The sequence below is a fragment of the Candidatus Blochmannia vicinus genome (genome assembly GCA_030020825.1).
Lineage (GTDB): Bacteria > Pseudomonadota > Gammaproteobacteria > Enterobacterales > Enterobacteriaceae > Blochmanniella > Blochmanniella vicinus_A.
The window spans coordinates 415,090-442,030 of record CP125213.1; the positions used below are offsets into that span (position 1 = coordinate 415,090).

Here is a 26,941-nt window from a genome sequence, read left to right on the forward strand (position 1 = left end):
ACCGTAACTTTAAATTAAAAATTTCATAAATTCAAATACATAATTAACATCATTAAATTTTCAATATTCTATAGTTAGAAAAATTGATAATGCCATTATAATAACATCCACATTATTGTAAATATTAGTTCTCTTATAACTAAAACACCCCTACAATTATTAGATCAAACATAATTCAGTAAATATTAAAATATATAATTTCTTTACAAAAAAAGAAAAATGTAAATTTTGTTTTATTGTATAAAACATTAACCAACCTAATTATCAGCTCATAATCTATCTATATATCGATCACCAATGCAATTATTTAAATAATGCACCAAACACCTGAAGTTAATATTATTTTAAATTATATTATCGTCTCTCCAAAATTTTATTAACCAAACACACCTACAGTACACTCAACATTTATCTCAATATTCATTATTGAAAATAATTTCACATTTATTTTTAAATCCCATTTAAAAATAAAATCATTATATTCTTATATTTAAGTATAAAATGTATAAAAAATATCAACGTTTGGAAAATTGAGGGCTCCTTCGTGCTTTACGTAATCCTACCTTTTTTCTTTCTACTTCCCTAGAATCTCTAGTAACTAATCCAACTGAACGCAATACATCACGCAATTTCTCATCATACTGCAATAATGCACGTGTTATTCCATGACATATAGCGCCAGCCTGACCAGATGTACCCCCACCTTTTACAGTGATATATACATTAAATGTATTGTTCAACAAATTAGTAATTTTCAAAGGCCTTGTAACAATAAATTGCATACTACCTTTAGGAAAATATTGATTCAATTCACGTTTGTTTATAATAATTTTTCCATTATTCGTTGCATCCAGTTTAATGAATACTCGAGCAGAAGCACTTTTTCTTCGTCCAGTACCATAATATTGATTATAGGTCATACTTTATTTTCCATTTTATTTTATTCATTAACAATCTAAGAATTGAGGGACTTGAGCAGAATGTATATGTGTATTCCCCGAATATACTTTTAATCTGCAATACATAATACGACCTAAAGGTCCTTTAGGTAACATGCCTTTCACTGCAATTTCAACTACCTTTTCAGGATGCCTATCAATCATTCTTTTAAAATTAGATTGTTTAATTCCTCCAACATACCCAGTATGATGATAATAGATCTTATTATCACGTTTACGACCACTTACAGATACTTCTTTTGCATTTAAAACAATAACATAATCTCCGATATCAATATGGGGAGCATATTCCACTTTATGTTTACCAATTAAATATCTAGAAATCACAGTAGATAAACGACCAAGTATTTTATGTTTAGCATCAATAACATGCCATTTTCGTCTAATTACATTCGATTTTATCATAAAAGTTTTCATGAAAATAAAACTCAACTCAATATAAAAATTCACCCATGCTAATTTAAAAAATAAATTTTTAATATAAAGGCATAATTATAACACAACAAATTTCATACTATCATAGCATCATTAAAAAATAAAATTTCTACAGTATTATTTAAAATTAAAAATAGATATGCATTAATACTTAATACATAAATATCTCGCATCTATATCTCTCAGATTAATTAAAATAAATAATAGAGAAGTATAATGATATTAAACTTTATAATAAATAAATTCGTAGTATATTATTAATTATTAGAATTAATAATTCAATGTGCCTAAACAGTTTTTAAAAATTATTTTTATTTTTTAATTACCTAAATATTTAGCCAAAATATTAATTCCACTTAATTTTCTTTATCAATAGTATTTTTGAAATACTATTGATAAAGAAAATTAAGTGGAATAGAATCCTACTTCATAGTATTTATTATAATAAAAACAATTAGTACTTGGATCTAAATCACTCAGTTAACATGCAAAACAGGGTATATCAAACGATATAAATTTAGGAGTGTTATCATGATATGTATGTATATACTTGCAAGTTTAATAATTGGCATTGTTACAGGAGCAATCATAATGTATTACAGAACTCGCTATTTATTACACAATCAAAAAACTTTATATGAAGAATTACAAGAAAACAAAATTAAGCTAAATGAATACCAAAGAGAATTAAGTAAACACTTTTTATGCACCATAGAGTTATTAAACAAGATGATCATTGATTATCGTCATCTGTATCACAATGTCAAAAAAAGCGCTAATTTTTTTTTACCAAACGCACATATTCAAGATATAATGTGTATGTTTAATACTAAAGAAGCAAATATACAAAAAGAACAACTACCAATAGAAGCTCCATTAGATTATTCTAATAACACGGAAAATACTCTAAAAAATCATGATAACAAATAACACTGACATCACTTATATAAACTTAGTTACACACCATATTATATTTTCATATATAAAGTGTTATCTACAACATCACAACTTGCAGGCAATTAAAATCAATTATAGGTCTAAATGTACGTAATTTAGTCACTAAAATTTTATAAACATTTTAGTATAAATATTATTCTTACTTAAGAATATAACTAACTAAATTAATTATTTATGAAAATAACACGATTACTTAATATATTGAGTATATTATTTGCATTAGGCATTTCATATTCTGAATCTTCTATAAATCATACAACATTTTCTACAGAAATATCAGGATTCCTACCAAGTTTAGCTCCCATGTTAGACACAGTACTTCCAGCAGTAGTAAGTGTACATGTAGAAGGTATTCAACCAGCAAGAAAACTAACATTACCTAAAGAATTTAAATATTTTTTTGGACCAGATATACCCGGAGGAAACTTCGGATCTAGACCATTTGAAGGGTTAGGATCGGGAGTTATTATTAACGCTAATAAAGGTTATATTATTACCAATAATCATGTTGTAAATGGAGCGGATAAAATTAAAGTACAACTCAACGACGGTCGTGAGTTTGATGCCAAATTAATAGGACATGATGAACAAACTGATCTAGCATTACTTCAATTATCAAAATTTAAAAATCTTTCTGAAATAAAAATGGCTGATTCCGATATCTTAAAAGTTGGTGATTTTGCTGTTGCGATAGGCAATCCTTTTGGATTAGGTCAAACTGCAACTTCTGGAATTGTATCAGCATTAGGAAGAAGTGGTTTAAACCTAGAAGGACTAGAAAATTTTATACAAACCGATGCCTCTATAAATAGAGGAAATTCTGGAGGAGCTTTAGTAAACTTACATGGAGAACTAATTGGAATTAACACTGCTATTTTAACACCTGGTGGAGGAAATATTGGCATCGGTTTCGCTATTCCTAGCAATATCGTAAAAAATTTAAGTCAACAATTAATCGAGTTTGGAGAAGTAAAGCGAGGACAATTAGGAATTAAAGGAACAGAATTAACTGCTGATATTGCTAAAGCACTTAATATAGACGCACAACGTGGAGCATTTGTTAGCGAAGTTTTACCAGGAACTGCAGCTGCTAAAGCAAATATAAAAGCAGGAGATATCATCGTATCTATAGAAGGGAAACCAATAAAAAATTTTGCAGAATTAAGGGTCAAAATTGGTACTACTACTCCAGGTAAAACTATAAAACTAGGATTGTTACGAGATGGAAAAATACAAACAATATCAGTTTTACTAGATGATAGTACTTCTGTTAGCACCAGTGAAGAAGTTTTAACTCCTGCATTGCAAGGAGCTTCTTTAAGTAATGGATATTTAAAAGATGGGACAAAAGGGGTACAAGTTGAAGAAGTAGCCAAAGATTCTCCAGCTTATTCTATTGGTCTACAAAAAGGTGACATAATCGTCGGATTAAATCGTACTAAAATACATAACTTATCTCAATTACGAAAAATTTTAAACGAAAAACCATCCATTATAGCACTTAACATTGTTCGAGGAGATACAAACATATTTCTATTACTACGTTAATTTTATATTGATTTTCAAATCAATATAACTAATAAAACAATATCTAATCTAAAATTTTTAAACACTTAAACAAGAATGCATTTCTAATAAATTAGAAATAATAAAATAAATATTGTAACTAATTTTAATTAATACTGTAATAAATCATATCTCAAACTTATATTAAATATATGCTTACAATATTATTTATTTAAAATAAAACACCTTTATATAAAAATCACAAAACCATTTAAATAAAAATCATTATACATCTGTTGATATAAGTTATTTATTGGTAACTCGTTCAATACGAGCTCCCATGTTTCTTAATTTTTTTTCAATACGATCATACCCTCGATCAATATGATATACGCAATCAACTATCGTTAACCCTTCAGCAATACAGCCAGCTAACACTAAACTTGCAGATGCTCGCAAATCTGTCGCCATGACTTGTGTCCCAATTAATGAATCAACTCCATGGCAAATAATCATATTATTTAATATTTTAACACGAGCCCCCATACGAATAAGTTCTGGCACATGCATAAACCTATTTTCAAATATAGTTTCTATAATTTTACTCGTACCTTCAGAGACTACATTTAACAAAGTAAATTGCGCTTGCATATCGGTAGGAAATCCTGGATATGGTTTAGTACATATAGTGATAGCTTTTGGTCGTTTCCCATTCATATTTAAACTAATCCAATCTTTACCAGTTTTGATCTCAGCTCCAGATTCACGTAATTTTTTTAAGACAAAACGTAAAGTATCTGGACGTGATCCTAAACAAACTACATTCGCACGTGAAACAGCGGCAGCAACCAAAAAAGTTCCGGTTTCAATACGATCTGGTATAATACAATACTTTCCACCACCTAATTTTCGAACTCCTTCGATAGTAATTCTATTACTCCCAGCTCCATTAATATTCGTTCCTAGCATAATAAGAAAATTGGCGGTATCAACAACTTCTGGTTCACGTGCAGCGTTGTCAATTATAGTAGTTCCTTCTGCTAATGCAGCAGCACTCATAATAGTGACCGTAGCCCCAACACTAACTTTATCCATTATAATATGAGCACCATGTAATCGTCCATTCACCGAAGCTATAACATATTCCTTCTCTAAAATAATTGTTGCTCCCAATTTCTTCAACCCATTAACATGTAAATCTACTAACCTTTTACCAATTGAACATCCACCAGGTAACCAAATTTTTCCTTCTCCAAACCGAGCCACTAATGGTCCTAATGCCCAAATAGAAGCACGCATAGATTTAACTAAATCATAAGGAGCGCAACATGTATTAACACTGCTAGTATCTGCAAAAACTACATCACAATGTTCCACTTTTGCTCCCAGAGTTTTTAGTAGTTTTATAGTAATATCAATATCTTTCAATTTAGGAACATTAAAAATTTCTACTGGTTCTTCAGTTAATAACGTGGCAAATAAAATTGGCAATGCAGAATTTTTAGCTCCTGATATCTTCACTTCACCGTTTAAAGGAGTCGGACCATAAATATAAAATCTATCCATTATCATAATTTAATATCAATTACATACTAATACCATAGTAATTAAAAATCTGCGTCATATATTATATAATATACGCTTTTTATTCCATTCTTCAGGATTGAATGCTTGAATAGATACAGAATGAATTTCATTATTTAATATATGTTGCATAATAGGAGCATATACTATTTTATGCCGTTCTAATTCACTCATATCATAAAATATATGGCCTATAGCGATAATTTGACAATTCTTTTCATAAAAAGAAACATACACTTTATCTAATAACAGATTTTTTACTAAAATATCTTTAACTTCGTTCTCATTCATAAGCTTTAAAACCATTTAAAAAATATGATTAACAGTAGAACAGACAATTATCTCTATTTTATTCTACTAAAAAATTGTTTTAAGCTGTTACTTTTCAATTAATATATCCTGAAATTTATATTTAATTTTAATCTTAAATAACTAATTATTTAGTTTTATTTTCAGTTACTATATGATAGTAATCATTACTACCTTTATCTTTCAATAAGAATATTTTAAGAATAAAATATAAATTTAGATATCACATCATACATCTATAAAAATTTTTGTATCTATAGAATAGATTGTATACATAACAATATCTTTTATTATCTAAAATTCTTATATGCTACATTTATTATCATTAAATTGATCCTAATAAGGTTAAATTATCTAAGTATGAAAGTATATCAAATCTAAGTTGATTTTTAAAAATAAAAAACAAAAAATTATTTTGTAAAAACTTTTATTACATATACTTGTTTACATCATACTTTCCTTAAAAATGTTATTTTTATATCATTAAATTAAGTGTTATGATTTAATACATTAAATCAATAGTAATTGATTATAATAGTCATTAACCTATCCATAAAAATAAAAACTTGATCAGTTATAAAATCTATAAAATATTAAACAATATAAAACTAAAATTGTACTTATAAACTAATCATTTCACTCATCCAGATATTATTAACTTATAATGCTCCAACCATGTTCTAATAAGTTTCATATTTATATATTTATAATCAAGAACTAATATTAACATTATAAAAGTAATATTTTTTATAAATCTTTGTTAGAAGAACACTTTAAATTATATCAATCAATACACCATTGACTATATCTACTACCAAGTGGAGTTAATAATCTTAAATAATCATATAGTAATCAAATCTTATATAGAGATCATATTCCATACTCATACACTTATATATATTAAATATTTTAATAGTTTATATATCTAAAAATATATAAAAAATTATACTTAATTAATAATTCCATAAAAAATACATTCATTATTTCATTAAGTATTATAATTATTTTTAATTTTATAAAAATCATCGATAATATATTTTATACAAATTAAAATTTTATTACTTAATAATAAAAATTATTTATCTTACACGTAGAACGTATACTTCCAATAAAAAATAAACTTAAGAATTACATATATAAATATTTAATTACACATAATGTGTGTCACTTATATTACTTAATACAATACAACTTAATGACAAAATATTATTACAAATTAAAATTTAGAACGCTCAATTTATCAGAAATACATAACACTTAAATTGAACATATACTACTATGTAGTAATAACATAAATTTCAAAATTAATAACTAAACTACAAATTAATATATTGAAGCTAATTCCATTATATGTCACCTTAAGTTAATGAAAAAATTGTCATATCTATTACCACACAAAATGTAGTAATAGATAACTATAACTGTTTTAATTATACCATTTTATAACATAAATCACTTTACACGTAGTCTTCCACACCAAAATAACATTAAAAATTAACAATGATAACAATAATCTTTAATTTAAATCGTCTCCTGATAATATTTTTTATTATTTAAAACACAAATAAACATTAAATCATAGCCATGAAATAAGAGATAGCATAATGTTTTATATATCTAAATTATTAAACAAAAATAAAAAATATATATTTATTTTAATTTCATCAATATTAATAATAATCTTTTTATCTATTATTGCACAAAAATTATTAATCATCTTTAATACACCTCTAAATTCATTAGTTAATGAAGAAACATATACTCATCAAGGTAACGATGTAGTGATTAACATATATCATACAACAGGACAACTTAAATTTAAATTAACAGCACATTGTATTCAACATTTTTCAGATCAAAAAATTACCTGGTTTATACGTCCTGACGTTATTGCTTTTAATGAAAAAAATACTCCAATATGGAAAATTACAGCAAATCAAGCTAGATTAAATCATGAAAAGACATTACATTTATACGGCTACGTTTACATGAATAGTTTAGTAGATAATGCATATTTTCAATCCATTGAAACAAACCAAGCAATAATTAATTTAATAACTCAAGATATTATTGCAGATAAAAAAGTAATTATACATGGTCATTATTTTCATTCTGTCGGAATGAAAATGCATGCCAATCTACATACACAAGCAATCAAATTAATTGATGGTACACAAGCTTATTATGATATTCAATATATGCGGTAAAAACAGGACAATACTTATTTATATTAACATATTTTTTCTGTTTACTTGCTCTCATGCAACAACACATAAACAAACACAAATAATTAAAATTTATTCTAAATGCCAATCAATTAATATACTAACTAATACAATAATTTTTACAGATCAAGTTACTCTTAAATATAAAAATATCAATCTTCATGCAGATAAAATACTCATCTCTCATACACAAGATATACATCATTTATCTGTAATAGAAGCACATGGAAAACCTGCCATTTTAAATCAAATACAAGAAGACACAGAGAACACAATATTTGCTCAATCATTAATGATACATTACAGTACTTATGATGATACTATTACTTTTATTGGTAATGTTTATATAGAACAATCTGGAAATTCTATAAAAAGTGATAAAATCATATACTCAATTAAAAAAAAACAAATGAAAGCTATTTCTAATCAAGGAAATAAAGTTGTAACAACTTTATTAGCAAATCAATTTAAAAAATATATTTAATATACACTATATAATTAATTCTAATTTAGTAGAATGACAACACTTACTATAAGAAATTTATCCAAAATATACAAAGGACGACATGTAGTTAATGATATAAGTTTATATATTTCTTCCGGAGAAATAGTCGGGCTATTAGGCCCAAATGGCTCAGGAAAAACTACAACATTTTATATGATATTAGGAATTGTTCAACATAATGCTGGTAACATTTTAATCGGCAAAAAAGATATTAGCCTACTCCCAATCTATCTCAGAGCTCGATTAGGAATAGGTTATTTGCCTCAAGAAAGCTCAATTTTTCGTCGATTAACTGTATTTGACAATTTAATGGCTATATTACAAACCCAGCGTAATCTTAATACAACAAAACGTAATAAACTTATTATAGAATTAATGAATAACTTCCATATCAGTCATCTACGTAACAATATTGGGCAAACATTATCTGGAGGAGAACGAAAACGCGTAGAAATTGCTCGAGCATTAGCTGCTAATCCTAAATTTATATTACTTGATGAACCTTTTTCTGGAGTTGATCCAATTGCAATAACAGATATACAAAAAACTATTAAACAACTTCAATCCCGCAGACTTGGAGTGTTAATAACTGATCATAATGTAATAGAAACATTACGTATATGTAAACGAGCATATATCATTAATCAAGGAAAATTAATTGCCCATGGATCTCCCAATGAGATATTGAACAATAAAAATGTACAACAAGTATATTTAGGGAACATGATTAAATTGTAATCATACTATAAACCATAATTGATACATAATAATGAAAATTAAAAATTTTAACCATTTCTAACAATTGCGTATATCAATATTTATAGAAACTAATCTATGTTAACGGAATAAATAATTTAAATCAAACTAAATATTAGTTTATGAATATAATTTAATTATGAAACTGCACGTATTTTATATACCATTTATATAAAACACAAAATCTTATTAAGTAACGAGAATTATTTTAAAAAACTTACGGTAATAGGTAATTATAAACGTCAGTTTTAATATGCTTATTTATAGGCATATTGCATCATATAAAAAACACTCACATTTGTGAACATAAGTAAAAATATATATACTTTATTCCTAAAAACACAAAGCATTTATCTTTACTATTTCAAATTACTTTATTTTTATTTAGAAACAACTAATTTTTAACTGCTATTCTATATCCTCTTTTAAAAAAATAAAATTTTTTAATCTCCTCATTTTCATTGTATCAACTTAATTGAAATATACTATTATTGGTATAATTATAAATATTAAAAGTATATTAATTTAGTTGATATATATATCATCAATCCTACACTATCATATTCTTATTTGCTAAAAAACAATAATAATGATTATCAAAATAATTGTATATTAGTTTTACTTATAATCAAAAATATCTAATTTGAATAAAATTATATATATGTAATTTTATCAGTAATATTAAAACCATCACTAAAAATTTATGAAGATTATTAAAAACTTAATATGTCAATAGACAAGTAGATACAGACAAAATTTCTAAATAAAATTCATATAAAAATTAAAATTACTTATATATAAATATCCGATCATTATATATTCATACTTAACAAAAATCATATTTTTAAACAAACACACTTAATTTTTACTAGTACAATAAATGATTAATTAAATAAATAATCTAAAAATTTCATTTTTTATGGTACATATAAAATAAAATGCCTTTATTTCTTCCGAAAAATACCGAAATTAGAAATACCATACTACCACACAGCACTATAGCAGGACCTGCTGGAAAAACCATATAAAATGCTCCAAGTAATCCTATCCATGAACATAGCAAAGCAATTAGTACCGATAACAAAAGCATATTTATTAAACTCTTAACCCAATACCGAGCTGATAACCCAGGTAACATCATCAACCCAACAGACATTAAAGTACCAGTTACTTGAAAACTTGCTATTAAATTTAACATAACTATTGATAAAAAAACTATTTGAATAAATTTAGATGCCTTAATACCATTTTCTCTCAAAAAATCTGGATCGAACGTTTCAATAATTAAAGCTCTATAAAGTAACGCAACAGTAAGCAGAGTTATTGTTCCAATTATTCCAATACATTCTAAATTCAATAAATTTACAGATAAAACAGATCCAAATAATAAGTCTAATAAATCTACATTAGGACCATGCAATGACATTAATATCACTCCAAGCGCTAAAGATCCAAGATAAAATCCAGAAAAACTCGCATCTTTTTGCAACAATGTTTTTTCACTAATCCAATTAGACAATATTGCAACAAATAAACCAGAAAAAAATCCTCCTATACTCATTATAATAAATGACATACCTGAAAAAAAATATCCTATAGCTACTCCCGGTAATATAGCATGAGACAATACATCTCCCACTAAACTCATACGCTTCAACATTAAGAAATTACCAATTGGCGTCATACTAATAGACAATACACCACAAGCAACTATAGCCCTACGCATATAACCACAATTAATAAAAGGATCAAATAACATATAAATAGTCATATTTTTTACCAAAATAAATATAATATATATCAATAATTTCACATATAAAATAATATGAAATCACACAAGATTAAACTATCATATTTGCACAGAAGGATTCCAAATACTACAAGAATGAGTTAATGATAATATATTAGGAAAATATTCAGTTACTAATTCGTCATTATGCAACGCAGCAATCACAGTACAACCTCTCCTACAAAGCAGATTTACAGAACGTATCATTATTTTACAAGTATTTTTATCAACACCTTGAAACGGTTCATCAAGCAAAATTAATGATGCTTGTTGCGTTAATATTCTAGCAAATAACATACGTTGAACCTGTCCGCCTGATAAGTTTTCTATATATTGATTTAATAAATCCAATAATTTTACTTGCTCTAAAGAACGCCAAATTACAATTTTTTGACGTCGATTCAGTCTTTTTAACAAATTTATTCTAGGCCAACAACCCATAGATACTACATCAAAGACAGTTAATGGAAAATGATAGTCTATGGTTTTATCCTGAGGTAAATAACTTATACGAGGTTTACCTCTTTTTCCAAATGCTAATGTACCAGATATTGGAGGTAATAATCCGGCTAATGTTTTTAACAAAGTAGATTTTCCTATTCCGTTGGGTCCCACAATAGCAATCATACTGCCATACTTAATACGACCGCTCACGGATGGACTAACATTACGACCATAGTAACCTGCTATTACATTATATAATGTCATCATGAGGGTACATTATATTATTATGGTAACAAAGAAGACCAAAGAATAGCAGCCCACAAACATATTAATATCACTAATGCTATGAGCATACGAACTAATCCTGAAGCAATAAACAATTTCATGCCAATAGACAAACGTTGTTTAGAACAAAATGATGACATGCAATTCTCTTGATAATTAAGGTTATGTTATAACATAACATTTATTAATAAAAAAATCCCCCTAATTTAATTTTAACCAATTCCAATCATAAACCCACTTATCTACCCTCCTAGTCTTTTAATAAAACTTTACAATACTTTTGTATTATAAGTCTAATATTTATTAGAACATCAACTCAAAATCCTCTAATTATAACTATAACATGCAATCATGCTTTAATTGTAAAAATAAATTACATCCATTAAACATGAAAAAATATATTTTTCGTTCTCTCTAACGTAATACTTCTATATCTCAAAGTAAAAAATTCAAAATATTGTAGATATTTTTACGTTTTTCTGTTGTAATTACCTCATATAAACACTGCCGAAGGCCGGAATCGAACCGGCACACTGTGAAAGTGATTGATTTTGAGTCAATTGCGTCTACCTATTTCGCCACTTCGGCAAATAAACAAATATACTTAAAAATAATTTTTTAAATTACAATTTAATAATAAAAATTTATGTATATTTCATAAAACATAATCTTAACACATAAAAATTTGATTTATTCATATTCTCTAAATTTAATTATCAAAATCAAAAAATCATATTTTTATATTAATTAAATATTAATTTTTAATACCATCGTAGAAATAAATATATCATACATCTTTATTTCTCTCAACTATGACTATCACCTATGGCTATTGTTTTATGTAAAATATAAATATCATATTTATCTCTAATACACTTATTACTGAAAAGAATATTATAATTGATTACATTAATATATTTTACTCTTGTATATTTATACATTATAATACCTAGTAAACAAATATTATATGAAATTTTATTATATGAACAATTTTGATTTTAATTTATTGATAGTTCTCAATGCGTTACTAGAAGATAATAGCGTAAACTTAGCAGCAAAAAAACTAAATGTCACTGCTCCAGCTATTAGTAAATCCCTAAATAAAATACGTGTTCTATTTAATGATCAAATTTTAGTTCGTAGTGGAACTAAATTGATTCCGACACCTAAAGCAATTTCTCTAAAAGAAAATGTTAAAGAATTAGTAAATCGTATTGAATCAGTATTCAATAGTAATATAGCATTTGAACCTAAGAGTACTACTCTATCATTTACTGTTGCATCAAATCATGCTATTTTTTTTGTTCTTAATACTATCTTATTCCAAGAGATTCAAAACAACGCTCCTAACATATTTATTAATTTAATAAATGATTCAGATTATGATGACGATTTTTTGCGCAATCACACCATAGACTTATACATAGGAGAAATGCGTTCTCTTAATCCCGAAATAACTATTAGAACTATTTATGTATCTAAGTGTTGTTTAATCTGCCGGAATCACCATCCCATTCTACCAAAAAATAAAAATATAGATAATCTATTAAAATATCAATTTATTAAAACTAAAAATGAATACTTAACCGACTCTGACGAACATAACAAATATTTTTGGTCAGAACGAAATCTAATTGGCATCACTCCTGAATACATTACCACTGTAAATGCTATCATTCATTCGGACGCATTGGCTATAATCCCAGAATTTGTATTAACAATTACACAAAAATTAAGCATACCAGTAACATATTTCTATGCTGATTTTAATTTAGGAAAAAGAAACATCATTCAAGCATGGCATTCTAAACATAATCATTCTCCTGCTCATAAATGGTTACGAGAAATTACCAAAACTATGTTTTTAACTAAAATAAAATAAATATGAAAATTTTTAAAAATTTTTAATTTAATATATTTACGAATATATCCATATGATAACTGTGCTAATTATCAAAAATATTATACTAGGCAATATCGATCCAACTATTGGATAAATACTGTACATTGTACCTAATATTCCAAATATTTGATTTAAAATATAAAATAAAAATCCCACTATACTTCCTATAAATAATCTAAATCCTATCTTTTTTTTATACAACGGACCAAAAGTACATGCTAATGCCATTATGGTCATAGCTGATCCAGATATAGGAGATAATATTTTATTCCAAAAAATCATCTGATAATACTTAGAACTTTGACCAACTTTATTAAAATATTTAACACTATGATATAATTTAGAAATAGATAAAACATTTGGATGAGTAATCATCATCGATAATTTATATGGAGTTAACGCAGTATTCCATTCGGAATGTGGTATTTTTTTATTAAAAATACGCATTTCACTAGAAACATTCAATTCGTTTACATCAATTAAATGCCACACTTTATTAATAAATACCGCTCGATTAATTAAATATATCTTTTTTAATTTTTTTTTTCATCAAAATTATACAATTTTACCCCTAATAACTCGCTACATGAAACTACACGTTCAACACAAACAAAATCATTATTATCTATAAACCACAAATTTTTAAACTTCATAGATAATAAATAAGTATCATATTGTGATTTATCACGATATGTATGTATTATTTTTTCACTATTAGGAACTACCCATTCGTTAGAAATCATACTACATAGTAGCACAGGAACAGAAGCTTTTATAACTGACAAAGCAATTTGCAATCTACTAAATCCAGACACTTGCATTGCTATAAATTCATTATGAACTTCAAGTACACTTAAACCTAAAAGACCACCCAATAAAGTAGCTATAGGAAAAAATAATTCAAAATCTTTTGGTAAACTTAAAATAATATAAATAACAATTTCAGAAATAGAATAGTTTCCTTCTTCTATTTTACGTAACTCATCAACTAATCTAATTATACTAGATAAAGATATCAACACTAAAAACACCACTATTGTGCTCGATATAATTACTTTTCTAATATAATGATTCAAAATATTGTACATATGAACTATATTGTTATTTAATTACGATGAAGTACTCTCAAAGCTAATTTTTTCATGCAAGAAGTATCCCATGCATTAAGTAATAAAACTATTAATAAATAAATGCTATTTATAACCCACATCCATGCAATAGGATTTGTTTTTTCTAAAATAATATGAGAACGTAATAAAGTATGCAAAACAAAAAAAATAGTATATAAAAAAATTGTTAATAAAAAATTAGATAAATAGTTATATGAAATAGTGATAGTTAATAACGTTGTAATCATTGGCATAATAAAAATAGACATTAACAAAGTTAAACGCCAATGCAACTCCACACGCGCTTCTGGCGCAATAGAAAACCACAATTGATGTATAGGCATATGATCAATAGGCTTATTTTTTTTTAACAATGTTTTAAACGTATTATTGATCGACATTTTGTACTTAGCAAAATCAGTTATAAATATATTTTTATATAATCCACATTTATTATAAATTTCGTAATACGTACCTTTCTCTAAAATGATTAATCTGGAACCATCAGGATTTTGATCAACATTACCTTTTTCTGACGTAACAATTGTAAACATACCGTTATCTTTATCTTGATTCATTTTCACTAAAAAAACATGTTTTAATTTTTTTCCCTGAATACTATCTGCAAATAAAGTTAAATATTTATCAGATAATGGTTGAAATTTCTTTTCTGACAAAACAGATAAATTAATGTTTTCTTTAATTTCATGCAATAATTTATTTTGATAACTCGAACAATAAGGAGATAACCATCCTACATTGATCATAGCAAACGTTGCAACAATTCCACTAAATAGAAATATACTCCTTATGAAAATATATTTATCTACAGCACAAGAATACATAGCTATAATTTCATTATGAATTTGTAAGCGATAAAAAGTTACTAGTACGCTTAAAAATACACTAAAAGGAATAAGTAATTTTCCTGCCTCTGGTACATACAAACCAAGACACAGAAAAACTAAATATATTGAAATATTACCATCTATTACTAATCCTAACATTTTTATCAATTTTTGACAAAAACAAACTAAAAATAATAATATTAAAATAATTAATTGATTTCTAAATATTTCTTTTAATATATATTTCGTAAATATCATTGATTTGCCTAAAAAACTTGTTTTTATATCAAAAATCAGTATCGTAACAATAATGACATTACAATATCAAAACAATTCATACTTAATTTATTCATAACGCAAACGAAATTTATTAATGAAAAATATAAATTCAGATCATATAAACAATATACCTCATTGTTACATATAATATATAATTACGCATATTGTGATTAATTTATTTCAACATGTTATTTAGCATACTTATATAGGAAAATTTATGATAAAATTTAGGGTCACTGATAATCATCTAGAATTATATCCTGATAGTTGCATAATTACTGGTATATTTGAAGAATCACATTTATTTCCTGCAACAAAAAAAATTGATACCATAAGTAGGGGATATATCAGATCATTATTGCATCGTGGAGCATTTCAAGGAAAAATGGAACAAACACTCTTATTATATGATATTCCTCAATTATATAATAGACAAATTTTATTAATTGGTTGCGGTAAGAAAGATAATTTTGATGAATATTGTTATAGAAAATTAATTCGTAAAATAATACTCTTATGTAAAGAAATACCCATAATTAAAATACTATTTTTTTTAAGCGAATTAAACATCAAAGGATATGACAACTACTGGAAAATAAGACAAACAATAGAAATTGTTGAAGAAGAATTGTATGTATTTAACAGATTTAAAAACAATAAGAGTAAATTGCATCAATCACTGAAAGAAATAATTTTACATATACCCGATTCAAATGAACTTACATGTTGTAAACAATCTATTAAAGATGGATTAACAATCGTTCATGGAATAAAAATAGCTAAAGATTTAGGAAATATGCCTCCTAATTTTTGTACTCCTGATTATCTCATCGATCAAGTTAATAAATTAACCAATTATAATAATATCACAATAAATATAATTGATGCTTCAGAAATGAAAAAATTAGGTATGAATGCTTATTTAGCAGTAGGGCTAGGATCTAATTATACCCCTAAAATGCCTATAATTAAATATACAGGACATCCTGAAGGATCTGATGTTCCTCCTATTGTGTTTATAGGAAAAGGATTAACTTTTGATTCTGGTGGTATTTCTATTAAAGAATCAAATAAAATGGATGAAATGAAATATGATATGTGCGGAGCTGCTGCAATATATGCAGTTATGTGTATAGCTGCAAAACTTAATTTACCACTAAATATTATCGGAATACTTGCAATTAGTGAAAATATGGTAAGTCATACTGCTTTTCGACCAGGAGATATTTTAACTACTTTATCAGGACAAACAGTAGAAGTACTCAATACCGATGCTGAAGGTCGTTTAGTGTTATGTGATGCATTGACATACGCAGAGCGATATAAACCTGATGTTGTAATCGATATAGCCACATTAACTGGAGCTTGTGTTGTTGCATTAGGGAATCATTTTAGCGGTTTAATGTCTAATAATGAAGATTTAACCAATGATTTAATTTTAGCCGCAACACAATCTAAAGATTATATCTGGAGATTACCACTACACGATGCATTCCAAAAACAATTAAAATCTACATGTGCAGATATGACAAATGTTGGAGGTAAATCTGGTGGAGCTATCACAGCTGCTTGTTTTCTTCAAAAATTTGCACATAAATATCGTTGGGCACATTTAGATATTGCTGGAACAGCATGGATATCTAATTATCATGACAAAAGCGCTACGGGACGCCCCGTAGCGCTTTTGTCGCAATATTTGATTAATAAATCATTCCCATATAAAAATAAATAAAAAACATCCTAATTATAAAACTTAATAAGAAATTAATGATATATGAAGCATGGCACTTTTTATTTGATACCTCAAAAATTTAAGCAAAAAACTGAACATAGTTATATAGAAAAACTTGTTTGTAATTTAATAAGTACACAATGGAGATCTGGAAAAAATATCTTAATAACTTGTGAAAATGAACATCAAGCTACAAAAATAGATGAAATATTGTGGACATTTGATCCAAATACATTCTTACCACATAATTTATTTGGAAAAACTGTTCATAATACTCCAATAATTATATACTGGAATCAATGTTGTTATGACAATAATCCAAGAGATTTATTAATTAATCTTATGAAACAAAATATGAATTTCTTTTTTAATTTTAATGAAATAATAGATTTTGTACCCGTAACTGACGTTTTAAAAAAATGGGCAAGACATAGATACCAATCTTACAAAAAAAATGGATTTGAATTAAATGTTATTAACACCCCAATTTCATGAGTAAACATATCGTGGAAAAAACATATAATCCTAAAAATATAGAAGAACCAATTTATAAATTTTGGGAACAAGGAGATTGCTTTGATCCCCATGGAGACACATCTCATAAAAGTTATTGTATTATGATGCCTCCTCCTAATATTACAGGGCAATTACATCTTGGTCACGCATTTCAACAAACTATTATGGACGTTTTAGTACGTTACCACAGAATGAATGGGAAAAATACTTTATGGCAAACGGGTACAGATCATGCTGGTATTGCTACACAAATTCTGGTAGAAAATAAAATTTATAATGATACAGGTAAAACTAGAAACAACTATACACGCGATGATTTAATAAAAAAAATTTGGACATGGAAGAAACAATCTGAAAAATCTATTACTTACCAAATGAAACGATTAGGAAACTCTGTACATTGGAAACGAGATTGTTTCACTATGGATACAGAAATGTCTTATGCGGTAAAAGAAGCTTTTATTCGTTTATATCAAGATAATTTAATTTATAGAGGAAAAAGACTAGTAAATTGGGATTGCACATTACAAAGCGCAATTTCTGATCTGGAAGTTATAAATAAACCAATAAAAGGATCCATGTGGTACTTATACTATAAATTAGATAATTCCACTATTGTTACAGATCATTCTACTATCGATCCACATCATTTAATTGTTGCAACAACACGTCCAGAAACCATATTAGGTGATGCTGCTGTCGCAATACATCCAGAAGATTCTCGTTATAAAAATTTAGTTGGAAAATACGTAATCACACCAATAACTAACACACGTATTCCTATCATTTTTGATGAACGTGTGGATATGTTTAAAGGAACCGGTTGTGTTAAAATAACCCCTGCTCATGATTTTAATGATTATATAATAGGAAAACGACATAAATTGCCCATGATAAACATTTTTTCACTTAATGGGACAATTCTTAAACACCCAGAAATATTTGATAGTTATGGGCAACCTAACGATCAATTATACTATAGTATCCCTCAAATATTTCATAACCTTAACAGTTATCATGCACGAAAAAAAATAATTTCTGAATGCACCAAACTCAACTTATTACATGACATAAAACCCTATAATTCAACAATTCCATATAGCGACCGTACTGGAACTATAATTGAACCTATGTTAACTAATCAATGGTACATACGAGCCAAAATTTTAGCTCAACAAGCGGTAAATGCGGTAAAATTGGATATCATTAATTTTGTTCCAAAACAATATAAAAATATGTATTTTAGTTGGATGAATAATATACAAGATTGGTGTATTTCTCGGCAAATATGGTGGGGGCATAGAATCCCTGCTTGGTATGATGATGCTAATAATAAAATATATGTAGGACATTGTGAAAAAGATATCAGAATAAAAAATAAATTAGATCATGATATAATATTACGTAAGGATAACGATGTATTAGATACATGGTTTTCTTCAAGTCTGTGGACATTTTCTAGTTTAGGTTGGCCTAGAGATACTAATTTATTAAGTGTTTTTCATCCTACTAATATCGTAATAAGTGGATTTGACATCATATTTTTTTGGATTGCACGAATGATTATGTTAACTATGCACCTCATAAAAGATAATAATGGAGTATCTCAAATTCCATTTAAAACCGCATACATTACTGGTCTTATACGTGACGAGATTGGTCAAAAAATGTCTAAATCTAAAGGTAATATCATTGATCCAATAGATATAATAGATGGAATTTCTATAGAGAATTTATTAAAAAAACGTACAAAAGATATGATGCAACCACAATTGGCCGATCAAATTATAAAATGTACTAAAAAACAATTTCCTAATGGGATTCAATCCCATGGAACTGATGCTTTAAGATTTACTTTAGTAGCGCTAGCGTCGTCTGGACGAGATATACACTGGGATATGAAACGGCTAACAGGTTATCGTAATTTTTGTAATAAGTTATGGCATGCTAGTCGCTTTGTTCTAAAAAACACTAAAAATAAAGATTGCAGTATATCCTCCACTACAGAAAAATTATTTTCCTTAGCAGATCGTTGGATCATTACAAAATTTAATCAAACAGTACAGAATTTCCATAAAAATTTAAAAATTTATCGTTTCGATAAAATAGCAAATATTTTACACGAATTTATTTGGCATCAATTTTGTGATTGGTATATAGAATTAACTAAATCAACACTTTATCACGGAAACGCACTGGAACTACGAGGCACGCGTTATACATTAATTACATTACTGGAATCAGTATTACGCTTAGCGCATCCAATTATTCCTTTTATTACAGAAAAAATTTGGCAAGAAGTTAAAGTAATTACTGGAAATAACGGCAAAACTATTATGTTACAACCATTTCCAAAATATAATGCATCCATAATTGATAATAAATCAATAATAGATTTTGAATGGATAAAACACACTATCACAGAAATACGTAATACGCGCACAAATATGAATATTACTTATAATACACCCCTACAAGTAGTATTTAAACATACCTCACCAGAAGCTAAAACACGAATTTTAAATAATTACAATATTTTATGCAATATTGCTCACTTAAAAAGTATCAATTTCATCTCAAAACATGAAATATATCCACAATCTATTACTATATCTTTAGATTCAACAGAATTATTGATACGCACACCAAAAGAATTCAATAAAGAAATTAAAATAAATCGAATAAATAAAGAATTAGAATCAATAAATCACAAAATTGAAATAATACAAAAACTGATAAGTAATAATGATTTTATAAATCATGCACCAACATCTATCATAAAAAATAAACAAGAATTATTAAATTATTATATACAAACTAAACATAAATTACTCAATCAACATGCTACAATAACGAAACTATAGTTACTTTATACAACAAAATTTATACCAAAAAAATAACTTAAAAATAAAGTTTCTTTATCCGTATGTTAAATCTAAAAACTAAACCGTAAATTTATTTTCATTATTTTGATTAGTTATAAATAACCTTCATACTTTATTTTAATTAAAACTAATTTACAAATATTTCAAAGATTTTTTATTAAAACAAAAAGTTTATTTTTTTAGATTGTATATTATTTTTTACTTACGTATAAACAATCACTTTATATAGAATCAATATTCTAGGTAAATATCACATGAATCAATTATATCAACGGTCTTTTTTACGGCTAATGGACTTTACCGCAGATGAAATTAAAGTCTTACTGCGATTATCAAGTCATTTAAAACATCAAAAAAATACACAAACTGAAATCCAAAAATTAAACAGAAAGAATATTGTACTCATCTTTGAAAATCACTCAACTAGAACAAGATGTGCCTTTGAAGTAGCAGCATTTGATCAAGGCGCACGCGTAACTTGTCTAACTCCAAATATTAGCCAAATTGGACACAAAGAATCCATTAAAGATACTGCTAAGATTTTAGGACGAATGTACCATGGAATTCAATACCGTGGTTATAGCCAAGATATAGTTACCACTCTTGCACAATATTCTGGGGTCCCAGTATGGAATGGCCTAACCATGAAATTTCACCCGACACAATTACTTGCTGATCTTATGACCATGCAAGAACAATTACCACATAAAACATTTCGTCAAATGAAGTTAGCTTATGTAGGAGATGCAAAAAACAATATCGGAAATTCTTTATTAGAAGCTGCAGCAATAATGGGTTTTAATTTAAGATTAGTATCACCCAAGATATTTTGGCCCACACAAGAATTATTTCAAAATTGCCAAAATCTTGCACAACGTAATAATGGAAACATTATGCTTACTGAAGATATTTCTAATGGGATAAAAGATGTAGATTTTTTATATACCGATGTGTGGGTATCTATGGGAGAAAATGAAAAAATGTGGGAAAAACGTATTTCTTTACTATCTCCATATCAAGTAAACCATCGTATGATTCAAAATACCAACAATCCAAATATAAAATTTTTACACTGCTTACCGGCATTACATGATGCAGAAACCACTATTGGTAAAAAAATAGCAAAAAAATATAACTTAAGAAATGGACTAGAAGTAACAAATGATATATTTGAATCTTCATATAGTATAGTATTTGATCAAGCTGAAAATCGTTTACATGCAGTCAAGGCTCTAATTTTGGCAACGTTACTTCCTGATGATTCTTGTTTTTTTTGATCTAATCCATTACAATAATTTATGATATAAATGATAAAAATTATACTACTTTAGTATAGATAAGTTTTAAATTTAATATTTTACTTTTTATTTCACTACAAGCTACGATATTAGGATAAATTCATGCACGATGAAAACACATATGATGACGATTAATACCAAAAAAAATGCTCCTGCCCCCCTCGGTCCCTATACACAAGCTATAGGGATTGGCAGCATAGTATTTGTGTCCGGCCAAATTCCCATATGTCCGGACACAAATACTATGCCTAATAACATTTACGATCAAACCTATCAATCCTTACTAAATATTAAAAATGTTATAGAAACCACTGAACTAAAAATAAATAATATTGTTAAAACCACATTATTTATCATTGATATAAACGATTTACATATAATAAATACTAGTTATAAAAAGTTTTTTAACACATACTCTTTTTCTGAAAACATAATTTTGCCGACACGCTCCTGTGTAGAAGTTTCTAAGTTACCAAAAGATGCCAAAATAGAAATTGAAGCCATCGCGATGCGTGATTTTTTATAAATTAATTACATCCGTATAAAAAATCACGCATAAAATAAACAAATAAATGAAATACCATCATTCATTCATTTATTACATAAATTTTTGCTTTTAATCACATATATCTCTATATCTTTCATGTATTTACTTTACTTATCAAGTTAAATATACAAAAGATTACGACAACCCCACACACTCTATGGCTGGCATCTTTTAAAAACACTACACAAAACAAAAACACATCATTTTTATAGAAAATATCTATCTATAAGTTACCATATAATAAATAGTATATATTATTTATGTAACATCTCTGATTCATATAAACGTGCCTGTTCTGTATCATACTGATTTTCCCATTTTGCAATTACCAAAACTGCTAAAGCGTTACCTATCACATTAAGTGCTGTACGACCCATATCTAACACTCGATCCACTCCTGCTATAAACGCTAATCCTTCTAACGGAATACCTACGCTACCTAGCGTAGCTAATAATACTACAAAAGACACCCCAGGAACACCAGCAATACCTTTAGAAGTGATCATTAAAGTTAATACTAAAATAATTTCCTGACTTAAAGATAATTCAATACCATAAAGTTGTGCAATAAAAATAGCAGCAATACTTTGATATAAAGTTGATCCATCTAAATTAAAGGAATAACCGGTAGGTATTACAAATCCAGTAATAGTTGATGGTGCTCCATAAGCTTCCATTTTTTCTATAATACGTGGTAACACAGTTTCTGAGCTAGCAGTAGAAAAAGATAGGATAAGCTCTTCTTTTAAAATACAAATTAATTTCCAAATTCTGAGATTACATATACGCGCTACTATACCTAATACTACTAATGCAAAAAAAACAATAGCAGCATAAACTAACAATACAAGTTTAGTAAGCGGTAACAAAGAACTAAAGCCAAAAGTTGCAACCGTAACTGAAATCAAAGCAAAAACCCCAATAGGAGCATAACGCATAACTATATGAGTTACTTCAAACATAGTATCCGCTATAGAATTAAAAATATCCAACAATGGATTCTTAGTTTTATCTGGCAATGTAGCTAATCCAAGTCCGAAAATTACCGAGAAAAAAATAACTGGCAACATATCTCCTTTAGCCATAGAATAAATAATATTCGAAGGAATTAACGATAACATAGTATTTACTAAATTCGACTGTATCTCAGATGTGGTTTGCTCATACATAGAAATATCTGTTTTGGACAATACAGACATATCAATTCCATAACCAGGATGAAGTAAATTAGCCAAAGCTACACCAAGTACTATAGCAACTGTTGTAATAACCTCAAAATAAATGATGGTTTTCAATCCAATACTTCCAAGTTTTCTAGCATCTCCAATACCAGCTATTCCAACTACTAATGTTGCCATTACAATAGGAACTACAATCATTTTTATCATTCGGATAAAAATTTCTCCAGCTGGAGATAAGAATGTAGTGATCATCCAATCTTTCAATTCTATTTGATTATGTAATGCGATTCCTAAAATAATACCCAAGTTTAAAGCAAAAAAAATTTTCCAAGCAAGGGTAATTTTAAATTTTTTCATCATCATAGTTACCCCTTAATTAAAATGAGTTATTTCGTTGTTATTCATCCAATCAATTCGTAAACAATCACACTAAATTAATTTATATAACAATTATTTAAAAATACTTATTAAAACATAAATATAACCAAAACTTTTTTTAATAAAACTTATAAATTATTTTATATAGTAAAACTGCTAAATCATCTTCACTCAAAACAACACACATACATAAATTATTTATTTAAACACATTGCTATTAAAAAATAAAACTCAACGCAACATCTCTTTATGTGCATTGAGTAATTATATAAATTTAACACCTAAAATTAAATATTAACTATTTTTTGATATAAATAACCACATACTACAATACAATTACAAACACTAACACTTTATAGTTTCATAAAAAAACAAAAAATAATTAACAATTATGAACCAACCTATAAGGAATGATATTATCTATTGCTTATTAAGTCAACAACTACATAATTAAATATCATTGAGATTAGATTTATTTGCATTTAAATTTATACCGTACATTCGCCCATAATGTATTGTGTATGTATAATGTAAAAATTTATAACAACCCAATATTATTCATGTTCCGCTAATAAAGCTTCTAAAAAATCTAAATCGCGTAATAATTTCGTTAATGTTTCGTTGCTAATTTTTTGTTGTGCGCGTAAATGATAATATTCTCCTCGTTCAGCACGTAATGCATTTAATCTCATTCTCCTCTCTAAGTCTTCAGTTAACATAGCATGCGCATCATTGTTGCCATCTATACGACGACGTAAATTACCTATAACACGCGCACTTACTTCATTAATCATTTGGCTGTCAATATTTTCTTCTTGACTGTGTATTAACCGCTCTTCCAATTTATATAAACTTTCAATAGCCACTTCTGCTGCTACCACCCGTGCCATACGTTCTTCTTTTCGTTGTAATAATTTATCAGATACTATAATTCCCCGTAATAACCACGGCAAAACAATTACACCACATAACAAAGAAAGCAAAATAACGCCAGTAGCAATAAAAACCAATTGATAACGAAGCGGAAATACTGAACCATCCCTTAAGAATAGTGGTATCGAAAGTACCCCTGCCAATGTAATAGCACCCCGCACTCCAGCAAAAGAAGCAATTAAAATTTCTCGTATATTATATTCACTAAATACCATTGGACGTTTAGTCATGTAACATAAACTTATATGTTTCATTAACCATAACCACCCAAATCTAAGCATCATTAATGCAGCATAAATAAAAATTACGTATAAAAATAACATCCATGTTCTAATAGTTGGATCCATTGCTGCTTGTGAAATAGAAGTTGATAAAATATCTGGTAATTGTAATCCAAGCATAATAAACACCATGCCATTAAACACAAACTCTAACATTGTCCAAACACTATTTCCTCGTAAACGCATAGCTAACGGTGCATTTCGAATAATTCCAGATTGACCAATAGTCATTCCAGAAGCAACTGACGATAATATTCCAGATACTCCAATATGCTCAGCAACCAAATATACAGCAAAAGGTAATAATAAAAGCAAGATCGTTTGAGTAGCAGGATCACCACCACTCCAACGAGTAATAAATCTTAATGATTTGCTATATCCCCAAGTAATAGTCATGCCTGCTAATAAACCACCCATAGATACTTTGATGAATTCTATAGAAGCCCCGCTCACACTAAAAACCATAGTGCCCATAGCTACTGAAATAGCAAATTTTAGGGAAACTAAACCTGATGCATCATTCATCAAAGCTTCTCCTTGAAGAATATCCATAAGTTTTTTGGGAATACGTCCCTCTCCTACAATACCTGACAGTGCTACTGCATCAGTTGGAGATAACACTGCCGCCAACGCCAATGCTGCTACCAAGGGCATTTCTGGTATCATCCAATGAATTAAATATCCAATACCAACTACAGTAATGATAACCAATATTAATGCTAATAGAACAATTTCTCCCCCATGCCGTAAAAATTCACGCATGGGAGTTTTCCAACCGTCTGAAAATAATAATGGAGGAATAAAAAGCAATAAAAATAACTCGGGATTAAAATCTACGTGTAATCCAAATTTAGGCCAAGCTAATAAAGCACCTAACACAATTTGCATTAAAGGCAATGGCATTTGAAATGGCAAAACCCGTGTTATTACCCCTGAAATGGAGACAACTAAAGTAAGAATAAGAATTGTAAAAAAAATCTCCATGCTTTAAATCTCAACTGTATCCACAAAAATAAATATTATACCTATAGACATTAGATTATCTTTTACATTTATTTCATATTCTATATGGACATGACAAACTTACAATTTATAAAATAGGTAATAATATATAATCAACTTTAATTATATGCCATTTATTAACAATGACATATTCTATATCTGTCCTACCAACAAAGATAAACTTTAATGCTTTGTTATTTAAATATACATTGCTTCAATAGCTTTTATAATACTGAAAAATGCTTAACATACGCCAAGTTAATTAACTTGAATTAAGAATATATATAATACTAAT

General features: G+C 27.4%; 22 protein-coding genes, 1 tRNA gene and 1 pseudogene. 11 read left to right on the forward strand and 13 right to left on the reverse strand.

Going from position 1 to position 26,941, the window contains the following annotated elements; genetic code table 11:
* Nucleotides 1-515: 515 nt before the first annotated feature.
* Together rpsI and rplM are read right to left on the reverse strand one after the other, a co-directional pair.
* Nucleotides 516-920, reverse strand: a complete 405-nt coding sequence (gene rpsI / locus QMA81_01795) for a 30S ribosomal protein S9 (GenBank protein ID WHL25034.1) — start codon at nt 918-920, stop codon at nt 516-518.
* 27 nt (nt 921-947) lie between these two features.
* On the reverse strand, nt 948-1,376 hold the full coding sequence (gene rplM / locus QMA81_01800) for a 50S ribosomal protein L13 (protein ID WHL25035.1): 429 nt from the start codon (nt 1,374-1,376) through the stop codon (nt 948-950).
* A gap of 549 nt (nt 1,377-1,925) precedes the next feature.
* Between rplM and QMA81_01805 the strand changes: the two genes are divergently transcribed.
* Together QMA81_01805 and QMA81_01810 are read left to right on the forward strand one after the other, a co-directional pair.
* On the forward strand, nt 1,926-2,324 hold the full coding sequence (locus tag QMA81_01805; protein ID WHL25036.1) for a YhcB family protein: 399 nt from the start codon (nt 1,926-1,928) through the stop codon (nt 2,322-2,324).
* A gap of 201 nt (nt 2,325-2,525) precedes the next feature.
* Complete coding sequence (locus QMA81_01810; protein ID WHL25037.1) at nt 2,526-3,899, forward strand: Do family serine endopeptidase; 1,374 nt, start codon at nt 2,526-2,528, stop codon at nt 3,897-3,899.
* Between the two features lie 264 nt (nt 3,900-4,163).
* Here the strand turns inward: QMA81_01810 and murA are convergent, their stop codons facing one another.
* The gene (murA, locus tag QMA81_01815; GenBank protein ID WHL25307.1) at nt 4,164-5,423 is read right to left on the reverse strand and encodes a UDP-N-acetylglucosamine 1-carboxyvinyltransferase; all 1,260 of its coding nucleotides are present in this window, start codon (nt 5,421-5,423) and stop codon (nt 4,164-4,166) included.
* Nucleotides 5,424-5,477: 54 nt separating this feature from the next.
* The gene (locus QMA81_01820; protein WHL25038.1) at nt 5,478-5,732 is read right to left on the reverse strand and encodes a BolA/IbaG family iron-sulfur metabolism protein; all 255 of its coding nucleotides are present in this window, start codon (nt 5,730-5,732) and stop codon (nt 5,478-5,480) included.
* A gap of 1,622 nt (nt 5,733-7,354) precedes the next feature.
* Between QMA81_01820 and lptC the strand changes: the two genes are divergently transcribed.
* From lptC to lptB, 3 genes are read left to right on the forward strand one after another with little or no spacing between them, the layout of a single operon-like run.
* Complete coding sequence (gene lptC, locus QMA81_01825) at nt 7,355-7,957, forward strand: LPS export ABC transporter periplasmic protein LptC (protein ID WHL25039.1); 603 nt, start codon at nt 7,355-7,357, stop codon at nt 7,955-7,957.
* On the forward strand, nt 7,935-8,459 hold the full coding sequence (gene lptA / locus QMA81_01830; GenBank protein WHL25040.1) for a lipopolysaccharide transport periplasmic protein LptA: 525 nt from the start codon (nt 7,935-7,937) through the stop codon (nt 8,457-8,459). Before lptC ends, lptA begins: the two co-directional genes overlap by 23 nt.
* 33 nt (nt 8,460-8,492) lie before the next feature.
* Nucleotides 8,493-9,218 carry an LPS export ABC transporter ATP-binding protein gene (gene lptB / locus QMA81_01835; protein WHL25041.1) on the forward strand — a complete coding sequence of 242 codons (726 nt, stop codon included), beginning with the start codon at nt 8,493-8,495 and terminating at the stop codon, nt 9,216-9,218.
* Nucleotides 9,219-10,146: 928 nt separating this feature from the next.
* On the opposite strand, the gene QMA81_01840 is transcribed toward lptB, so the two are convergent.
* The 4 genes from QMA81_01840 to QMA81_01855 form a co-directional block, all read right to left on the reverse strand.
* Nucleotides 10,147-11,007, reverse strand: a complete 861-nt coding sequence (locus tag QMA81_01840; protein ID WHL25042.1) for a metal ABC transporter permease — start codon at nt 11,005-11,007, stop codon at nt 10,147-10,149.
* A 78-nt stretch (nt 11,008-11,085) separates the two neighbouring features.
* Nucleotides 11,086-11,736 (reverse strand): ABC transporter ATP-binding protein, encoded by a 651-nt coding sequence (locus QMA81_01845; GenBank protein ID WHL25043.1) that lies wholly within the window; start codon nt 11,734-11,736, stop codon nt 11,086-11,088.
* Nucleotides 11,737-11,753: 17 nt separating this feature from the next.
* Complete coding sequence (locus tag QMA81_01850) at nt 11,754-11,894, reverse strand: hypothetical protein (GenBank protein ID WHL25044.1); 141 nt, start codon at nt 11,892-11,894, stop codon at nt 11,754-11,756.
* A 365-nt stretch (nt 11,895-12,259) separates the two neighbouring features.
* Nucleotides 12,260-12,342, reverse strand: a tRNA-Leu gene (locus tag QMA81_01855).
* Between the two features lie 394 nt (nt 12,343-12,736).
* Between QMA81_01855 and QMA81_01860 the strand changes: the two genes are divergently transcribed.
* Nucleotides 12,737-13,636, forward strand: coding sequence for a LysR family transcriptional regulator (locus tag QMA81_01860; protein WHL25045.1), 900 nt, complete (start codon nt 12,737-12,739; stop codon nt 13,634-13,636).
* A 36-nt stretch (nt 13,637-13,672) separates the two neighbouring features.
* On the opposite strand, the pseudogene QMA81_01865 reads toward QMA81_01860, so the two are convergent.
* The 3 genes and pseudogenes from QMA81_01865 to lptF form a co-directional block, all read right to left on the reverse strand.
* Nucleotides 13,673-14,137, reverse strand: a pseudogene (locus QMA81_01865) (LptF/LptG family permease).
* 53 nt (nt 14,138-14,190) lie between these two features.
* Entirely contained in the window at nt 14,191-14,745 is a 555-nt protein-coding gene (locus QMA81_01870; protein WHL25046.1) for an LptF/LptG family permease, read from the reverse strand.
* A gap of 17 nt (nt 14,746-14,762) precedes the next feature.
* Nucleotides 14,763-15,872, reverse strand: a complete 1,110-nt coding sequence (lptF, locus tag QMA81_01875; GenBank protein WHL25047.1) for an LPS export ABC transporter permease LptF — start codon at nt 15,870-15,872, stop codon at nt 14,763-14,765.
* Nucleotides 15,873-16,110: 238 nt separating this feature from the next.
* Between lptF and QMA81_01880 the strand changes: the two genes are divergently transcribed.
* The 5 genes from QMA81_01880 (at nt 16,111) to QMA81_01900 (ending at nt 22,850) form a co-directional block, all read left to right on the forward strand.
* Complete coding sequence (locus tag QMA81_01880) at nt 16,111-17,625, forward strand: leucyl aminopeptidase (protein ID WHL25048.1); 1,515 nt, start codon at nt 16,111-16,113, stop codon at nt 17,623-17,625.
* A 42-nt stretch (nt 17,626-17,667) separates the two neighbouring features.
* Complete coding sequence (locus tag QMA81_01885; protein WHL25049.1) at nt 17,668-18,120, forward strand: DNA polymerase III subunit chi; 453 nt, start codon at nt 17,668-17,670, stop codon at nt 18,118-18,120.
* A complete protein-coding gene (locus QMA81_01890; GenBank protein WHL25050.1) occupies nt 18,117-21,005 on the forward strand; it encodes a valine--tRNA ligase in 2,889 nt (962 codons plus the stop codon). Before QMA81_01885 ends, QMA81_01890 begins: the two co-directional genes overlap by 4 nt.
* Nucleotides 21,006-21,280: 275 nt before the next feature.
* A complete protein-coding gene (gene argF / locus QMA81_01895; protein ID WHL25051.1) occupies nt 21,281-22,303 on the forward strand; it encodes an ornithine carbamoyltransferase in 1,023 nt (340 codons plus the stop codon).
* 142 nt (nt 22,304-22,445) lie between these two features.
* Complete coding sequence (locus tag QMA81_01900; GenBank protein ID WHL25308.1) at nt 22,446-22,850, forward strand: Rid family detoxifying hydrolase; 405 nt, start codon at nt 22,446-22,448, stop codon at nt 22,848-22,850.
* A 275-nt stretch (nt 22,851-23,125) separates the two neighbouring features.
* On the opposite strand, the gene gltP is transcribed toward QMA81_01900, so the two are convergent.
* Both gltP and QMA81_01910 read right to left on the reverse strand, forming a co-directional pair.
* Nucleotides 23,126-24,409, reverse strand: a complete 1,284-nt coding sequence (gene gltP / locus QMA81_01905) for a glutamate/aspartate:proton symporter GltP (protein ID WHL25052.1) — start codon at nt 24,407-24,409, stop codon at nt 23,126-23,128.
* Nucleotides 24,410-24,984: 575 nt separating this feature from the next.
* Nucleotides 24,985-26,628, reverse strand: a complete 1,644-nt coding sequence (locus QMA81_01910; protein ID WHL25053.1) for a Na+/H+ antiporter — start codon at nt 26,626-26,628, stop codon at nt 24,985-24,987.
* Nucleotides 26,629-26,941: the final 313 nt, after the last annotated feature.

Excerpts from the sequence above, each read along its gene's own strand:
- QMA81_01900 (WHL25308.1), top strand. The coding sequence starts at position 22,446 with ATGATGACGATTAATACCAAAAAAAATGCTCCTGCCCCCCTCGGTCCC.
- lptC (WHL25039.1), top strand. The coding sequence starts at position 7,355 with ATGTTTTATATATCTAAATTATTAAACAAAAATAAAAAATATATATTT.
- rplM (WHL25035.1), bottom strand. The coding sequence starts at position 1,376 with ATGAAAACTTTTATGATAAAATCGAATGTAATTAGACGAAAATGGCAT.
- QMA81_01850 (WHL25044.1), bottom strand. The coding sequence starts at position 11,894 with ATGTCATCATTTTGTTCTAAACAACGTTTGTCTATTGGCATGAAATTG.
- QMA81_01810 (WHL25037.1), top strand. The coding sequence starts at position 2,526 with ATGAAAATAACACGATTACTTAATATATTGAGTATATTATTTGCATTA.
- rpsI (WHL25034.1), bottom strand. The coding sequence starts at position 920 with ATGACCTATAATCAATATTATGGTACTGGACGAAGAAAAAGTGCTTCT.
- lptB (WHL25041.1), top strand. The coding sequence starts at position 8,493 with ATGACAACACTTACTATAAGAAATTTATCCAAAATATACAAAGGACGA.
- argF (WHL25051.1), top strand. The coding sequence starts at position 21,281 with ATGAATCAATTATATCAACGGTCTTTTTTACGGCTAATGGACTTTACC.
- QMA81_01880 (WHL25048.1), top strand. The coding sequence starts at position 16,111 with ATGATAAAATTTAGGGTCACTGATAATCATCTAGAATTATATCCTGAT.
- QMA81_01890 (WHL25050.1), top strand. The coding sequence starts at position 18,117 with ATGAGTAAACATATCGTGGAAAAAACATATAATCCTAAAAATATAGAA.
- QMA81_01805 (WHL25036.1), top strand. The coding sequence starts at position 1,926 with ATGATATGTATGTATATACTTGCAAGTTTAATAATTGGCATTGTTACA.
- lptA (WHL25040.1), top strand. The coding sequence starts at position 7,935 with ATGATATTCAATATATGCGGTAAAAACAGGACAATACTTATTTATATT.
- murA (WHL25307.1), bottom strand. The coding sequence starts at position 5,423 with ATGGATAGATTTTATATTTATGGTCCGACTCCTTTAAACGGTGAAGTG.
- QMA81_01840 (WHL25042.1), bottom strand. The coding sequence starts at position 11,007 with ATGACTATTTATATGTTATTTGATCCTTTTATTAATTGTGGTTATATG.
- lptF (WHL25047.1), bottom strand. The coding sequence starts at position 15,872 with ATGATATTTACGAAATATATATTAAAAGAAATATTTAGAAATCAATTA.
- QMA81_01910 (WHL25053.1), bottom strand. The coding sequence starts at position 26,628 with ATGGAGATTTTTTTTACAATTCTTATTCTTACTTTAGTTGTCTCCATT.
- QMA81_01885 (WHL25049.1), top strand. The coding sequence starts at position 17,668 with ATGAAGCATGGCACTTTTTATTTGATACCTCAAAAATTTAAGCAAAAA.
- QMA81_01860 (WHL25045.1), top strand. The coding sequence starts at position 12,737 with ATGAACAATTTTGATTTTAATTTATTGATAGTTCTCAATGCGTTACTA.
- QMA81_01870 (WHL25046.1), bottom strand. The coding sequence starts at position 14,745 with ATGTACAATATTTTGAATCATTATATTAGAAAAGTAATTATATCGAGC.
- QMA81_01820 (WHL25038.1), bottom strand. The coding sequence starts at position 5,732 with ATGAATGAGAACGAAGTTAAAGATATTTTAGTAAAAAATCTGTTATTA.
- QMA81_01845 (WHL25043.1), bottom strand. The coding sequence starts at position 11,736 with ATGATGACATTATATAATGTAATAGCAGGTTACTATGGTCGTAATGTT.
- gltP (WHL25052.1), bottom strand. The coding sequence starts at position 24,409 with ATGAAAAAATTTAAAATTACCCTTGCTTGGAAAATTTTTTTTGCTTTA.